Source organism: Coriobacteriia bacterium, from assembly GCA_030652115.1.
In the GTDB taxonomy this organism is placed as follows: domain Bacteria; phylum Actinomycetota; class Coriobacteriia; order Anaerosomatales; family Anaerosomataceae; genus UBA6100.
Genome location: JAUSBK010000007.1, coordinates 21,501 through 36,424 on the forward strand (window position 1 = coordinate 21,501; position 14,924 = coordinate 36,424).

Here is a 14,924-nt window from a genome sequence, read left to right on the forward strand (position 1 = left end):
ACGCACATGAACGGCGGACCGACCTGTGGAGAGTGCGTGACGGCTGCGCCTGCAACGTGGCACGTACTGCCCCGTTCGCGTAGAATGCCCTAACCGGCTTCACGCTCGTTGGATGGAGAACCCATGCCCCGACCGATGACCATCACCGAGAAGATACTCGCCGCCCACGCGGGCCTCGAAGAGGTCGCCCCCGGGCAGCTCATCGAGTGCGATCTCGATCTCGTGCTCGCCAATGACGTGACCGCGCCCATCGCCATCAAGGAGTACGCCAAGATCGGCGTGGAGCGCGTGTGGGACCCGGCCAAGATCGCGCTGGTGCCCGACCACTACACCCCCAACAAAGACATCAAGAGCGCCGAGCAGGCCAAGATGATGCGCGTGTTCGCGCGCGCCCAGGAGATCACCCACTACTACGAGGTGGGCTGCATGGGCGTGGAGCACGCGCTGCTGCCCGAGCAGGGCGTGGTGGGCGCGGGCGACGTGATCATCGGCGCCGACAGCCACACCTGCACCTACGGTGCGCTCGGCGCGTTCGCGACCGGCGTGGGCTCCACCGACGCCGCGGTGGGAATGGCCACCGGACGGGCCTGGTTCAAGGTGCCCGAGAGCCTCAAGTTCAGCATCAACGGCGAGCTCAAGCCCGGCGTGGGCGCCAAGGACATCATCCTGCACATCATCGGGATGATCGGCGTGGACGGCGCGCTCTACCAGGCCATGGAGTTCACCGGCGACACGATCGCGGCGCTTCCCATGGCCGGCCGCATGACGATCTGCAACATGGCCATCGAAGCGGGCGGCAAGAGCGGCATCATCGCCGTGGACGATGTCACCCGCGCCTACATGGAGGGCCGCACCGAGCGTCCGTGGACCGAGTACTTCTCAGACGCGAACGCCGAGTACGCGGAGGTCTACGAGATCGACGCCGCCACGATCGTGCCCACGGTCGCCTTCCCGCACCTGCCCAGCAACACGCGGCCGGTGTCCGAGGCCCGCGACGTGACGATCGACCAGGTCGTGATCGGTTCGTGCACTAACGGACGGTATGAGGACATGGCCGAGGCTGCCGCGGTGATCAAGGGCCACAAGGTGCACCCGAACGTGCGGCTCATCGTGATCCCGGCCACGCAGCAGGTGTTCCGCGACATGATGCACAGCGGCCTCACCGACATCTTCATGGACGCCGGCGCTGCAGTCTCAACGCCCACCTGCGGGCCGTGCCTCGGCGGGCACATGGGCATCCTCGCGGCGGGGGAGCGCGCGGTGGCCACCACCAACCGCAACTTCGTTGGCCGCATGGGCGACCCGAAGAGCGAGGTCTACCTCACCGGGCCGGCCGTGGCGGCGGCGAGCGCCGTGCTCGGCCACATCGGCCTGCCGGAGGATCTTGGGTAGAACCCCTGGCACCTGAGTTGCAGCGACCATCACGAGGAGGGCCCTCCGAGATGAAGTTCACCGGAACCGCACATCGCTACGGGCGAGACATCGATACCGATGTCATCATCCCGGCGCGCTACCTCAACACCTCTGACCCCGACGAACTGGCGCTCCACTGCATGGAGGACCTCGACGCGGGGTTCATCGGTAAGGTGCAGGCGGGCGACATCCTCGTGGCCGAGGAGAACTTCGGGTGCGGTTCAAGCCGCGAGCACGCGCCGATCGCCATCAAGCACGCGGGCATCTCGGTCGTGATCGCCAAGAGCTTTGCGCGCATCTTCTATCGCAACGCCATCAACACCGGGCTGCCGATCATGGAGTGCCCGGAAGCGGTGGACGGCATCAGCGCGGGTGACAAGGTCACCGTAGACGCCGATGCCGGCGTGATCACCAACGAGACGACCGGCGTGACGTTCACGGCACAGCCTTTCCCGCCGTTCATCAAGGACATCATCGAGACAGGCGGCCTCGTGGAGGCCGCGAAGAAGAGGGTCGGGTAGGGCAGCGGCCTCCGGGCCTGCGCTCTTACGCTAGACTGACTGAATGCTTTCACACGGGCGTGTGGACCGGAGCGGGAGAGAGACCAAAGCATGACTGAAGAGCCACGTGTACCACTAGACGGCGCGGATACGCCGGAAGTCGTGGATTCCGGGACGGATCCATCACGCGCGGGCAGGAGGTCCGGCCGAGCCCGGTCAGGCGCCGACAGACTGCTCGTGGTTGCGATCATCGTTGTTGTGCTCGCGATAGCCGGCGCGCTGGTGTTCGTCATCCGCGAGATTCCCCGCGAGGGCGAGGCGCCGAGTACCGCTGCCAACGCCGCGATCTCGCAGGCCCGAACAGCGGCCGACGCGGAGCCCACGGATGTGTACGCGCAGATCCAGCTCGCCGACGCGTACTTCCAGTACGGATTCTATGACGATGCACTGGCCACCCTGGACGGGGCGCGCTCCCTCGAGCCGACCGCGACCCTGGGCGCGTATGTGGAGATCGGCTATGCCCGCGTCTACGACGCTATGGGAGACGCCGCCAAGGCCGAAGAGCACTACCTTGCAGCGCTGGACTTCGAGGAGTCGTTCGACGCGAACTACGCACTCGGGACGATCGCGGCGGCTGCCGGTGACGATGCCGAGGCGCTGGACTACTGGCTGAAGGCCATCGCGCTGGAGCCTTCAGCGGCCACCCTGCGCGTGGAGATCGCGGCCATCTATGAGGCGCAGGGCGAGTACGATCTTGCGTTGGCCCAGCTGCAAGAGGCGGTCAAGTACATCCCTGATGATGCTGAGGCCGTTGAAGCACTGGAACGCGTCCAGTCCGAAGTGCAGTAATCACAAACAGAAGGAACCGACGATGTCAGAGGCGCGTTCACGCAAGTCCCGGGTCTTCCTGATTGCAGTATTGCTGCTTCTCGTGGTCTTGCTCTGCGGTCTGCTCTGGATCTACCAGTCGCTGAGCACCTCTCCCGAGCGAGCCGTCGTTGAAGCGGATGTGGCGGGTGTCGAGTTCGAGTTTGGCGCGTACGCGTATACGAACAGCGAGGGCGTGCAGACCAACATGGTCACGCCCGTTGGAGTGGCTTACGACGGCGACAACCGGATCTACGCGACCATGCCCACCGAGGACACCGTGGTGGTCTTTGACGCCGATGGCTCGAACGGGCGCGTGTTCGTGCAGGACGATTCGAGCGTTCCGAGGGATACCCTGTCCGAGTTCAAGGTCGTGCGCCCCCTGGGGATCGACGTGGACGACAACGGTGACGTGTACATTGCATGCGAGCCGAAGGCGGCTGTGGTCGTGTTCGACGAGGACGGCACGAAGCTGCGCGAGATTCCCGCGATGGCGCCACGGTACCTGTGCGTGAAGAACGGGCTCGTGTACGTGCTGTCCAAGGGGACGCTCCACATCTACGACAGGCAGGGCACGGAAGTGGGACGGTGGGGCACGTTCGGCCGCGGTCTCGATCAGCTGTCCTATCCGGTAGGCGTGACGGTGACCGATGACGGCACGATCCTCATTGCAGACACGAACAACTACCGGGTCGTTGCGCTCTCGCCCGATCTTGAGCCCGTGTGGATCTTCGGGCGCGCCGCCACCACGCAAGAAGCGCAAAACCGCCGGATACTGGCCTCACCCGTTGGCATCGCGCTCGACTCCGACGGGACGGCCTTCGTGATCGACATGCTGAACTGCTCCATCCGCGTGTTCGATGTGAATGGCAACATGATCGGGGAGCCTCTGGGCGAGAAGGGGTCGCTCGACAATCAGTTCTACAACCCCTCCACGCTCGACCACATGGAGGAGGACCTCTTCGTGATCGCGGATCAGGCCAACAACCGTCTGCTGGGGGTGCGTTTGAATGCGGTGGGAGATGCCGTGATGACGCCCGGGGAGTCCGTTGAAGGCACCACGACGATCGGCGAATGATAATTGACGTTCATGTTCAGGGTGGCTACTCTTTAGCAGGGGAACACTTCTGCCGATTAACTAGGTGATTGGCTAGGGGATTAATCGGGTGATTAGCCGGGTGATACACCGGACTCGTTCCGGTTGCCACAAATCCACTCGCGAAAGGAGGTGCAAGAATATGAAGAGAATGATTCTTGTTGCAGTTCTGGCTCTGGCCATGCTCGCCACCATGTCGGGCGTGGCGTTCGCCGGTAACACCGAGGGTGTTGCTGGTATCTCGCAGTGGGACGGCGTTGACACCGTTCACAGCGGCTACGCCGCCACGACCAACGCCTGCAAGGTGTGCCACGACGTTCACGGTAACGCAAACTACAAACTGTTTATCGATAACAACGTGAGCACCGGTTGCAGCACCTGTCACGTGACCCTTACCGCTGCGCCGAACGTCTACACCGGCGCTACGGATGCGCACGTGATCGGCGGCGCACTTGCCACCCTGCCGGACAGCAGCAACACCGCTGGCATGCTGGGCGCCGACGCGGTTCTTGGCTGCCTTGACTGTCACAACGCCGCACCGCACGGTGCCGGCGCTGGCACGGGGTACGCTCTCGTGACCGAGGATGACGACAACGACTTCTGCCTCCGTTGCCACGATGAGAACGACGGTCGCCTGACCCTGGGCGTGATCGCGGACACCAACACGCACGTTATGGTGGCCGTGGGCGATTCGTACATTCGCAATGGCGACATCACGGCTGATGACGCTGACGCGGGCGTGACGAGCGAGAACTGCATCAACTGTCACGTTGACGTGACGGACTTCCCGCACTCTGGCGAGTACAAGCTTCTGACGGCCGGATCGGCCGCGGATGCGCTTGATGCTGAGTGCCGTCTGTGCCACGGCGCGACGGTCGGTGTCTCGTACTAGTAGTTGATGTTCGGGACTGCGCATGAAGCCTGGCTTCCTGCCGCATGGATCAGGCGCCGGGGGGAATCCCCCGGCGCCTGTTCTATGCGCGGAGCACACCCAAGTCGGCGAAGTCCTGTCGCCACGCGTGCATTACCATAGTGAAGACTCTTCTGAGGACCCAAGCCACAGACGACGGAGAACGCGCAGATGCGCATGCCCATCGACCCACAGGATCCAGACAGCATCGAGCGGAGGCGTCGCGCCCTGCGCCTCATAGGCCGCACCGCGGCCGGGACCGCGCTGCTCCTGGTGCTGGTCGGCATCGTGGGCTCGTCGGTCGTGACGTATGCTCCGGGCGCGTGTGTCGGATGTCATGACGCACGGGTGCTGGATGGCCACGAGACCTCCGCGCACGCCGATGTGTCCTGTCTCGAGTGCCACACTGCGTACTCGGCATTCGGGGGGCTGGTCGGTGCGACGCACGCTGTGGGCGCCGTGCTGCGTCCCTCGGGCGCGGCACGCTCGTCCGCAGGTGCCGTTGACAGCGCATCGTGCTCCACGTGCCATCCGCACGAGAGTACGGTCCAGGTCACGATCAGTCGCGGGGTCCGCATGTCCCACGCGGGACTGACGGAAGGCGGCTACGAGTGCGTGGACTGCCACGAGGGTCTGGTCCACGGTGTGGCCGCCGGCAAGCTGCCTGTGCCGACCATGGGGATGTGCACCCGATGCCATGACGGCATCGCGGAGACCGCGCAGTGCGACACCTGCCACCCCGAGCGCGCCCCGGACGACGGCGACAGACTGCGGGACGCGGAGTGGGCCATCACTCATGGTTCAGGGTGGGAGCAGGCGCACGGGCTCGGCGATCTTGCGACGTGCGGGGTGTGCCACGAACCTGGGAAATGCGTGAAGTGCCACGGGACGCGGCTTCCGCACCCGTCCGACTTCGGGGTGACCCACGGGCAGGAGGCGATCGCGGTAGGTGCCGCCAGCTGCAAGACGTGTCACACAGATGCCTTCTGCGCGAGTTGCCACGGTATCGACATGCCGCATCCGGACGGCTTCTTGCCCGAGCACTCGCAGATCGCTGAGGGCATGACCGATGGGCGCTGCATGGTCTGCCACGTCTCGGCCAACTGCAACGAATGCCACGAGCGTCACCTGCACCCCGGGTCGTCGCATCGGATGCGACCGCCTACCGGCATGTATGAGGCGAAACCGCAGTGAGTGCGCTCCTTGAGAGAGTCCAGCAGACGTGGGAGACGCTGCAGACGAGTCTGGCCGATCCTGCGTCCAATCCGCTGGCAGCCATCCTCGGGCTTGCCATCATCGTGCTCATCTTCCTGATCCTCGTGATCGCGGCATACGTGATAGTCCTCGGCCCGGAGCGTAAGGCCGCAGCTGCTACCGACGTGACTGCCGACTCCGCAGCCGCGAAGCGGCAGAAGACGCGCAAGCGGGATGTGCTGTGGTCGTTCGTTCTCGTCGGCGTGGTTTTCGCGGGCCTCATCGCGGGAATCGCGTACACATCGACAGACTCTTTCTGCGCGCGGTGTCACTACACGGAGCGCGCATTCGAATCGCGGGCTGAAGCCGCCCACGCCGGAGTGTCGTGCCGCTCATGCCATGAGGCGGGTGGGGTGACGACCTACCTCGATGCGAAGGCTCGGGGGCTGGTCAACCTGAGCACGCAGCTGACCGGTTCGTACTCGGAAGAGCCTACCGCCACGACAGTGGCCGACGCCGCGTGTCTCCGATGCCATGCCGAAATTGCAGAGGAGACGATCGTCGCAAGGAGCATCAAGGTCCGTCACTCGGACATCATCGATGCCGGTTACCACTGCATCGAGTGTCACAACACCGAAGGACACGGGCGCGAGGTGTCTCGTCCCAGGTATCCGGAGATGCGGTACTGCATCGTCTGCCACGACGGCTCCGACGAGCAATCGGAGTGTTCGACCTGCCATCCTGAGGACACAGGTGTGGCCATCCGGCGGTCCAGGCGTGTCTTTCCTAAGACCGATGTCGTGCGCGAGGACTGCCGCGGCTGCCACAGCATGCAGCCGTGCACCGAGTGTCACGGCATCGAGCTCCCGCACACGCGGAAGTTCGTGGCCGGTTACCACGCGCGCTGGGCGTACGATGACCTCGACATGTGTCTGTCGTGTCACGACATGGACAGGTTCTGCAACGACGTTGGATGCCACAACTTCTCAGCAGACATCGTGAGCGACGACGGGCTATCGAGGGTCGATGAACAGCACGCAGAACTCATGGATCAGCATCCCGGCTTGACCGCCAAGCGGTGCGCGGGCTGTCATGGGGATCCCGATGTCTGCGAATACTGTCATGGGGATCTCCCCGAGCACTAGCCGACGTCTCTGCCGCGCTGGTGTATTCTTCTCCCTACACGTTTTAGGGAGGCTACTCGTGACCACCTACCGCATCTGCCTGCTGCCCGGCGACGGCATCGGCCCTGAGATCACCGCCGAGGCTGTGAAGATTCTCGGCGTCATCGGCGAGCGTTACGGCGTGAGCTTCGAGTTCTCCGAGGCGCTCCTCGGCGGGGCAGCTATCGACGCAACCGGAACCGCGCTCCCTGAAGCCACGCTCACCGTCGCACACGCGGCCGATGCGGTGCTGCTGGCGGCCATCGGCGGACCCAAGTGGGACACCACCGACCCGGCCAAGCCGCGTCCCGAGCAGGGGCTCCTCGGCATCCGCAAGGCGCTCGGCCTGTACGCCAATCTGCGGCCGGTGCGCATCTTCGACGCGCTCAAGGACGCCTCGAGCCTCAAGCCCGAGTACCTCGAGGGCGTGGACATGCTCATCGTGCGCGAGCTCACCGGCGGTCTGTACTTTGGCGCGCGGGCGCGCGAAATGGACGTGGAAGGCGCGGCCACGGGCGGCGCGCCCGGCATGCGCGCGTACGACACGATGGACTACCGCGAGTTCGAGATCGAGCGCATCGCGCGCACGGCGTTCGAGGCGGCGCGCACGCGGCGCGGCAAGGTCCACTCGGTGGACAAGGCCAACGTGCTCGAATCGAGCCGCCTCTGGCGCGAGGTCGTCCACCGCCTCCACGAGGCCGAGTACGCCGACGTGGAGCTCATCGATCAGCTCGTGGACAACTCGGCGATGCAGCTTGTGCGCAACCCCGCGCAGTTCGACGTGATGGTGACCGAGAACATGTTCGGCGACATCTTGAGCGATGAGGCCTCCATGCTCACCGGGTCGCTCGGGATGCTGGCGAGCGCGAGCCTCGGCGCGGGCACCGCGCTCTACGAGCCCAGCCACGGCTCTGCGCCCGACATCGCCGGTCTCGGCGTGGCCAACCCGCTCGCGATGCTGCTCTCGGTGGAGCTCATGCTCCGCTACAGCTTTGCGATGCACGAGGCCGCCGACGCGCTGGCTGCTGCCATCGAGGGCGTCCTGGCCGACGGCTGGCGCACGCGCGATATCGCCGACGCCGGCACGCTGCCCCAGCGCACCGTGGGCACGAGCGGCATGGGCGAGCTGGTTACGGAGCGGCTGCGCGCGTAGTGCCCTGATCGACCGTTCGTCGCAAGACGCAAGAATTCTTCAGGAATCTCATGCGATGCGCGCCAAGTTGGCGCGCTTCGTGCTTTCCAAACGACCATTCGGCGCTTCGGCTGCCGGACAAGCGGTAGGGTGCGGCATCCGCTGCCACAGACAAGTATCGACCTGCAAAGTGTACGGAGGCTGGAATGTCGAAGCCCCTTCCGCGCGAAGGGGAGCAGCTCGACGCCCGGGCGGGCGTCGAGCGCTCCACCCCCCACAACGGCGAGACGACCGAAGCTACTTCGGTGTCCGCTCGTGGTGATTCCATATTCGCCGATCCGCTCGTCCGCATGATGGGCTGGGTGAGCGCGTTCATGGTCGTGGCGTTTCTCGCCACGGTCGTCGGTGCCCTGTTCTTTGGGATCCTCGATCCTCCCGCACCGCGCACAGCAGTCGAGCGCGACCTCGCAATCGCGCAGGCGAAGATCGAATCGAGTGACTCCACTGCAACTGCCCAGGATTGGTACGCCTACGCGACCGCGCTCGTCTCCACGGGCCAGTACACGAAGGCCGAGCGCATCATCGAGACAGCGCGGGATCAGGGCGTCGAAGACCCCACGAAGCAGTACATCGCATTGGCGCAGGTGCGTCTCGATCTCGCCCGCGGCGAGTACGAAGCTGCCGTGGAGCATGCCGGGACCGCCATGGAGGCCCTTGAGGCGGAGTACGAGATGGCGCAGGAGCGCTTCGAGGAGACCCAGCAGGGCTCCGCGTTCCTGGCCGAGGGTCTCACCGGCAACTATGACATGCTGCGCCTGAACAAGGCCGAGGCGCTCGAGGAGCTTGGGCGGCTCGATGAAGCAATCGCCGAGCTTGACGGCTACCTGGCAAACAACGAGCGGGCTGCTGACATCCTGCTGTGGCGCGGCGACCTCAAGGCCGAGATCGGCGATACCCCCGGCGCCATCGAGGACTACCAGGCAGCCTCGGTCTTCATGCCGGGCGACGAATCGCTCGCGGAGAAGCTAGCGAAGCTGGGAGTCTCAGATGACTGATCCGATTACCTCGGACACCATGACCGCAGCTGCGGTGCGTTCGGAGGCCCGGCCGACGGGCGCTCGGTCCAGCCGCGGCCGTAAGATCATGATCGTCCTGCTCGTATTCCTCGCGCTGCTGCTCTGCTCGGGGTCGTACCTGCTGCTACGCTTCGTGCAGCCGGCCGGCGAGATAGCCACCACCGAAGAGGCCAGGGGCATCGAGTGGGTGCGGTCGATCTACGGATGGGGCGACGGGCCGGGCGAGCAGCTCCAGCAGCCGGCCTCGGTGGCAATCGACAGCAGCGGGCGCATCCTCGTGCCGAGCGTTGCGGACACCTCTCAGGTCTACCGCTTCGGTGCGGATGGCGCGTTCGTCGACTCATTCTTTGGCAACGAGGCCGAGGGTCGGGTCCTGTTTCCGACCGGCGTGACCGTGGGCCCGGACGACTCGATATACATCGTCCAGAGCACGCAGGGAAACCTGCTGAAGCTGACGCCGGACGGCCAGCAGACGCTGCTTCAGGTGGATGTGGACGCGCCGACCGCCGTCGCGGTGACGGACGATCGCATCTTCGTCGGCGCGAAAGCCGGGTTTGCGATCCTCGATATGGAGGGCTCGCCGATAGAGATCATCGGTACCCAGGGCTTCGAGGAGGACCAGTTCGACACGGTCTCCGGCCTCGCCGTGGATGAGGACGACAACATCTACGTGGTCGACACCTACAACAACCGCATCAGCAAGTTCGACCGGAACGGCCAGAGGCTGTGGATCGTGAAGACCGGCAACCCGGCGAACCGTGCCGCCAACGAGGGCGCGGAGAGCCTGACGATCGAGACCGACGCTCCGGCCGCCATGCAGACTCCCGGCGCCGCCGTGATTGACGGGGCAGGCCGCCTCGTCGTGCTCGACATGCTCGACTTCTCTCTGGCGGTGTTCGATCCCGAGAATGGCGACGTCATCGCCAAGTACGGCACGTACGGAACCGAAGAGGGCACCTTCATGTATCCGTCGGGGTTGGCGTACGACCCCGACCGCGACTGGTTCGCCGTCGCTGATCTCGGCAACAACCGGGTGCAGATCGTCCGACTGCCCGACTCCTCGGCATCCACCGTGCTGCCATCCGCCCGCCGCGCCCTGACCGGCTCGCTTCGGGCGCTGTTCCTGCCGCTCATCCTGCTGATCATCGGATTGGCTTACTGGCTCTACCGCACGTTCCGCGACATGCGCTCACGGCGGGCCGAGGACCGTGCCCGCGCGTGATGTCGCCAGATACGCTTTCGGAGGCCACACGGCCTTTCGGAAAATCCGTCTCGGAAAGGAGGTGTGCAACAAGAGACATGAAAACACAGCCAACTCGCAAGAATGGAGCATCAATGAAAAGGGCTATGTTTATCGTTGCCATGGCCGCCGTGCTGGTTCTCGCACTCGGCGGGACCGCGCTCGCAAAGGGCGTGAACCCGGGCAACCGTTCGTCTTCCTACCTCGCCAAGGGCGAGAGCTATATCGAGTGGGCCGACGCCCAGACCAAGATGGCGGCCGTCGGCGTTTCCGCTGAGGCAACTGCGAGCGTTCACGGCAACTACAGCACGACGACAGTCAAGTGCCAGGTTTGCCACTCCGCTCACAAGGCGTCCGCCACTGGCGACACGCTGCTTCAGAGCACCGCAGCCCAGGCGTGCGTTCCGTGCCACCTCGGCGCGACCGCTACCTCGGGCCTGAAGGTCTCCGCGGGCAACCGTCACGGTTCTGCCACCGGCTGCACCAACGGCTACTGCCACGCGATCGCTCCGCATGGCGCTGGCGACATCTCCAAGTACGCCACCCTCAAGACCGCGATGCTGACCAACCACGCTGACAGCCTGCTCGACGCGGCTGTCGCCTCTGGCGCCAGCGGCGTTGCCGAGACCGGCAACATCTGGCCGACGGTGTCCGACGCTCTCGATCCGGCGACCGTGCCGCTCGCGACGATCGCCGTCAAGAACCCGGGCGTCACCGCTGCGCTGCTGAACGACACCAGCACCCCCTCCTCGATCGCACTTGGTCGCGCCGTGGGTACGGGTTATGTCTGCTCCAACGGTGGTTGCCACATGAACGGCCAGTTCAACGCGCTCACCGAGGACGCCACGTTCGGCGCCTGGGGCGGCGACGTCATCGTTGAGACCGGCGGATACACCGTGACGGTTGACGAGAGCACCAACACGACCGCTACGCTGCCGGCTGGCACCTACACCTCGACCGACACCTGGACCTCTGGTGCGTACACCAACAACGTGTGGGACCTCCTGCACATGCGCAAGACGGCCATCAAGGGCCACACGCTTGCCGCCGTTGCCGATCTGACCGTGCGTGACGTCGCCTACGCCAACGTTGGCGCCTGCAGCGCATGCCACGACAGCATCGACTACCGCATCAGCCCGACCACGAAGCAGTTCCCGCACGGTAACGACGTCATCAGCACCCTGGGCGTCGACACCGGTGCCAACAGCTCCGCATGGTTCATGCTGAAGGACTCGGTCGGTGGCGCCGCCATCGCAACCGACGGCCGCGGCACGACCGACGCGACCTACACCTCTGGTATGGACGGTGCGTGCCTCAAGTGCCACCGCGCCGATGCCACGACGGGTGTTGGCCTTACGTACTAGGTTCGGATTGGATTAGGGGTATAACGCGAGGGGGGACCGGCTCCGTCAACGGGCCGGTCCCTCCATGCGCGTCAGCGTGATCTGGCAGGCCATGCGCGAGGACAAGATGAGCGTGAATGACAGCGAGAAGATAGGAAGAAGCCCGTGGCGTCGGCTGCTTGCGGTCACCCTCGGGTGCATCGGCGTCTTCGTGCTGCTCAATGCTGCGGCTGTGACGGTCGTCGCCGTGACACCCGAGCGGTGTTTGGAATGCCATACGGCGAGCGGCGCAGAACCGCTCGAGGTGCGCGAAAGCCACGCTGGCTCCGCGTGTCTTGACTGCCACGGCGGTACATCGGCGGTCGACGCTGCGCTTTTCGCCGGACGCCAGGTATACGGCATGTACCTGCAGCTGGATGACCTCGAGGGACGGAGCGCTGCGCGGGTCGACAATGCGGCGTGTACGTCGTGCCATGACGTATCCGGCGGACCCTCAGAGGGTGGGGCGATCCGCATCGATCATGCGATGTGCGCGAGCGATCGGCTGTGCACGGACTGCCACTCTCGCGTTGTCCATGGCGACTCCGTGTCGTGGCCCCGCTCCTACGACATGTTCGACTGCGTGCCCTGCCACATGTCGCAGGCGCAGTCGGTTCAGTGCGACTACTGCCACACCGAGCGCTCTCCGGCGGAGCGCGTGCGCACCGGCACCTTCGCGCTCACGCATAGCGCCAACTGGCGAGAGACTCATGGGATGGGTGACTCGCTCGCGTGCGGCGCGTGTCACGACGCCGATAAGTGCGTGTCGTGCCATGGTGCCGGCGTGCCGCACACCCCGGCGTTCGTATCGAATCACAGCGGGCCCGCGGTACAACCGGATGCCAGGTGTGACTCGTGCCATACCCCTGCGTTCTGTGACGACTGCCACGGGCTGGCGATGCCGCACCCCGACGGCTTCACGCCGGGCCACTCCGCGCTCGTGAACGCCGAGGGTGATGAGGTCTGTCAGCGTTGCCACGCGCCGGCCGACTGCGTGACGTGCCATGTGAAGCACGTGCATCCCGGCAACGCGAAACGAAGCGGCGGTGACGCGTCCGGTGAGTGATCTGTTGACCGCGAACACGCAAGAGACCCTCCGACTGATCTGGGAGATCGTCGTCGACCCGGCATCCAAGCCGCTCGAGGCGCTCCTGATCTTCGGCATTCTGGTCGTGGGCATGATCATGCTCCTAATCAGCGTTCTCTTGATGATCACTCGCCGTCCCCAGCAGACGGCCGAGACCGGGGATGACACCGCCACGGCCATCGAGGGAAGTCCGACGGGTGTCGAGGATTCGCACGACGCCAGCCGCCCTCCCAGGAAACGGCTCCCCGCAGGCGTCGTGGTCCTCCTGGCCATCGTGGGCTGGTGGCTGGCTACCGCGGTAACGACCACCTCGACACCCGTGTGTCTGACGTGCCACGAGGGCAGCGATCACGCGTTGACACAGGCTGACCGTGATCCGCATGAACAGGTACGTTGCGTGCGGTGCCACGACGATGGAGGTGCGCTCGCGAGTCTGACCGTGGCGGTCCCGTCACGGGTCGAGCACGTCGTGACCGGAATGTTCCGGGACGTTCCCACCGGCGGGTACGGGAGCTCTGACCGGGCGTGCGTCTCGTGCCACGCGGCCGGCATCGAGCGGACCACGGAAGACGAGGCCAAAGCGGTCAAGATGTCTCACGTCGAGCCGCTTGCACAGGGTGCCGAGTGTCTTGACTGCCATCGCGTGAACGATGGCATAGTGGGAGTCAGCACCACCGGGATGCAGCCGTGTCTCCGCTGCCACAACGATACGGATGCGCCCGCCGACTGCGCTTACTGCCACACAGGCGATATCGCGCTGGCGGTCGCGGGCCGCAGTCAGGCGACGACGGCGACCGCCGAGGTGCTGGTGACCCGGATCGACTGCGGCGGATGCCACACCCAGGAGACGTGCGACTCATGCCACGGCGTCCGGCTTCCGCACACCCCGGAGTTCATGTCGTACGGCCACGCACGCGAGGGCGTCGAGGACCTCTGGTACAACGGCGGCGCAACGTGCGGTAAGTGCCACAACGAGGAGAGTCGTCCCTGCACCTCGTGCCACCTCGGCAAGTTCGTATCGCATGGCTCGACATTCCGCACCCTGCACCAGTCGGGTACGAGCTCGGGTTGTGACAGCTGCCATTCGGCCATGGCATATCGCAACGGACGCGACTTCTGCGGGCTGTGTCACGGGGAGGCGCAGTAGGCGCGGTCGTTCGGCGGGGGGCGTGAGGGAGCGCGCCCACGAGCGGGTCAGCGGGCGGCGCGAGCGGCTGCCATTGCCGCTGCCACTGCGAGAGCGGCAGCCGAGCAGTTGATCGCGGCACCCGCCAGTGCCGATCCCGTGAGGCCGAGGAGCGGTTCCAGCATCAGCCCGGCCAGCAGTGCCCCGGCGGCGGAGCCGAACGAGCTGGCCGCCGAGATCCATCCGCCGGCCTTCTCAACCTCGGCGAGTCGCGCGGCTGCAGCTGTGGCGAGAGGGAAGGTCATCCCGAAAAGGGTCGCCGGCACCAGGATCACGATGATGGAGAACAGCGCCCTGAGCCCGAGCGAAACAGTCGGGCCGGCCGCGGTTGTGATCGCAAGGTAGACGTACGCGCGACCGGCGAACTCCAGCACGGGCACCGACAGTGCGCCGAGAAGTGCCGCGAACAGCTCGATCCGCACGAGCGAACGCAAAGGGGATGCGGCCGCGTCGGCGCGGCGCCCCGAGATCCAGCTGCCGAGCGCGAGGCCCGCGAGGAACGACGACAGCATCACCGACGAGGCGATGGCCGTCGAGCCGAGAGACATGCCGAGCTGGCGGATCCACACGACTTCGTACACCAGTGATGCAGCGCCTGCCAGGAAGACGGCGGCGAGCAGCAAGGCGAAGGCGCTGCGTGACGGGGTGGCGGTCGTGTCGGCGGCGTGTGACGTCATG

14 protein-coding genes are annotated in these 14,924 nt (G+C 65.5%); 13 read left to right on the plus strand and 1 reads right to left on the minus strand.

The genetic code is table 11. The annotated features are described in order from the left end of the window. The first annotated feature begins 123 nt into the window (after positions 1–123). From leuC to Q7W51_04195, 13 genes are all read left to right on the plus strand, one after another. Positions 124–1,392 carry a 3-isopropylmalate dehydratase large subunit gene (gene leuC / locus Q7W51_04135; protein MDO8847557.1) on the plus strand — a complete coding sequence of 423 codons (1,269 nt, stop codon included), beginning with the start codon at positions 124–126 and terminating at the stop codon, positions 1,390–1,392. 50 nt (positions 1,393–1,442) lie between these two features. Beyond that, positions 1,443–1,934 carry a 3-isopropylmalate dehydratase small subunit gene (gene leuD / locus Q7W51_04140; protein ID MDO8847558.1) on the plus strand — a complete coding sequence of 164 codons (492 nt, stop codon included), beginning with the start codon at positions 1,443–1,445 and terminating at the stop codon, positions 1,932–1,934. A 90-nt stretch (positions 1,935–2,024) separates the two neighbouring features. Further along, entirely contained in the window at positions 2,025–2,762 is a 738-nt protein-coding gene (locus Q7W51_04145; protein MDO8847559.1) for a tetratricopeptide repeat protein, read from the plus strand. A 22-nt stretch (positions 2,763–2,784) separates the two neighbouring features. Next, positions 2,785–3,858, plus strand: coding sequence for an NHL repeat-containing protein (locus Q7W51_04150; GenBank protein ID MDO8847560.1), 1,074 nt, complete (start codon positions 2,785–2,787; stop codon positions 3,856–3,858). Positions 3,859–4,018: 160 nt separating this feature from the next. Further along, positions 4,019–4,768 (plus strand): cytochrome c3 family protein, encoded by a 750-nt coding sequence (locus Q7W51_04155; GenBank protein MDO8847561.1) that lies wholly within the window; start codon positions 4,019–4,021, stop codon positions 4,766–4,768. 189 nt (positions 4,769–4,957) lie between these two features. Then, positions 4,958–5,980: a cytochrome c3 family protein gene (locus Q7W51_04160; GenBank protein ID MDO8847562.1), complete on the plus strand. Its 1,023-nt coding sequence runs from the start codon at positions 4,958–4,960 to the stop codon at positions 5,978–5,980. Continuing rightward, positions 5,977–7,125: a NapC/NirT family cytochrome c gene (locus Q7W51_04165; GenBank protein ID MDO8847563.1), complete on the plus strand. Its 1,149-nt coding sequence runs from the start codon at positions 5,977–5,979 to the stop codon at positions 7,123–7,125. Before Q7W51_04160 ends, Q7W51_04165 begins: the two co-directional genes overlap by 4 nt. A 58-nt stretch (positions 7,126–7,183) precedes the next feature. Then, complete coding sequence (gene leuB / locus Q7W51_04170; GenBank protein ID MDO8847564.1) at positions 7,184–8,296, plus strand: 3-isopropylmalate dehydrogenase; 1,113 nt, start codon at positions 7,184–7,186, stop codon at positions 8,294–8,296. Between the two features lie 185 nt (positions 8,297–8,481). Further along, positions 8,482–9,330, plus strand: a complete 849-nt coding sequence (locus Q7W51_04175; GenBank protein ID MDO8847565.1) for a tetratricopeptide repeat protein — start codon at positions 8,482–8,484, stop codon at positions 9,328–9,330. Further along, on the plus strand, positions 9,323–10,573 hold the full coding sequence (locus tag Q7W51_04180; GenBank protein ID MDO8847566.1) for an NHL repeat-containing protein: 1,251 nt from the start codon (positions 9,323–9,325) through the stop codon (positions 10,571–10,573). Before Q7W51_04175 ends, Q7W51_04180 begins: the two co-directional genes overlap by 8 nt. 113 nt (positions 10,574–10,686) lie before the next feature. Further along, on the plus strand, positions 10,687–11,955 hold the full coding sequence (locus Q7W51_04185; GenBank protein ID MDO8847567.1) for a hypothetical protein: 1,269 nt from the start codon (positions 10,687–10,689) through the stop codon (positions 11,953–11,955). A 64-nt stretch (positions 11,956–12,019) separates the two neighbouring features. After that, complete coding sequence (locus Q7W51_04190) at positions 12,020–13,039, plus strand: cytochrome c3 family protein (GenBank protein MDO8847568.1); 1,020 nt, start codon at positions 12,020–12,022, stop codon at positions 13,037–13,039. Beyond that, complete coding sequence (locus Q7W51_04195; protein ID MDO8847569.1) at positions 13,032–14,207, plus strand: hypothetical protein; 1,176 nt, start codon at positions 13,032–13,034, stop codon at positions 14,205–14,207. Before Q7W51_04190 ends, Q7W51_04195 begins: the two co-directional genes overlap by 8 nt. 47 nt (positions 14,208–14,254) lie before the next feature. Here the strand turns inward: Q7W51_04195 and Q7W51_04200 are convergent, their stop codons facing one another. Further along, positions 14,255–14,923 carry a hypothetical protein gene (locus Q7W51_04200; GenBank protein MDO8847570.1) on the minus strand — a complete coding sequence of 223 codons (669 nt, stop codon included), beginning with the start codon at positions 14,921–14,923 and terminating at the stop codon, positions 14,255–14,257. Between the last annotated feature and the right edge of the window lies 1 nt (position 14,924).

Coding starts and splice junctions, on each gene's coding strand:
- Q7W51_04190 (MDO8847568.1), top strand. CDS start 12,020: ATGCGCGTCAGCGTGATCTGGCAGGCCATGCGCGAGGACAAGATGAGC.
- Q7W51_04175 (MDO8847565.1), top strand. CDS start 8,482: ATGTCGAAGCCCCTTCCGCGCGAAGGGGAGCAGCTCGACGCCCGGGCG.
- Q7W51_04145 (MDO8847559.1), top strand. CDS start 2,025: ATGACTGAAGAGCCACGTGTACCACTAGACGGCGCGGATACGCCGGAA.
- Q7W51_04150 (MDO8847560.1), top strand. CDS start 2,785: ATGTCAGAGGCGCGTTCACGCAAGTCCCGGGTCTTCCTGATTGCAGTA.
- Q7W51_04200 (MDO8847570.1), bottom strand. CDS start 14,923: ATGACGTCACACGCCGCCGACACGACCGCCACCCCGTCACGCAGCGCC.
- leuD (MDO8847558.1), top strand. CDS start 1,443: ATGAAGTTCACCGGAACCGCACATCGCTACGGGCGAGACATCGATACC.
- Q7W51_04180 (MDO8847566.1), top strand. CDS start 9,323: ATGACTGATCCGATTACCTCGGACACCATGACCGCAGCTGCGGTGCGT.
- Q7W51_04155 (MDO8847561.1), top strand. CDS start 4,019: ATGAAGAGAATGATTCTTGTTGCAGTTCTGGCTCTGGCCATGCTCGCC.
- leuC (MDO8847557.1), top strand. CDS start 124: ATGCCCCGACCGATGACCATCACCGAGAAGATACTCGCCGCCCACGCG.
- Q7W51_04160 (MDO8847562.1), top strand. CDS start 4,958: ATGCGCATGCCCATCGACCCACAGGATCCAGACAGCATCGAGCGGAGG.
- Q7W51_04185 (MDO8847567.1), top strand. CDS start 10,687: ATGAAAAGGGCTATGTTTATCGTTGCCATGGCCGCCGTGCTGGTTCTC.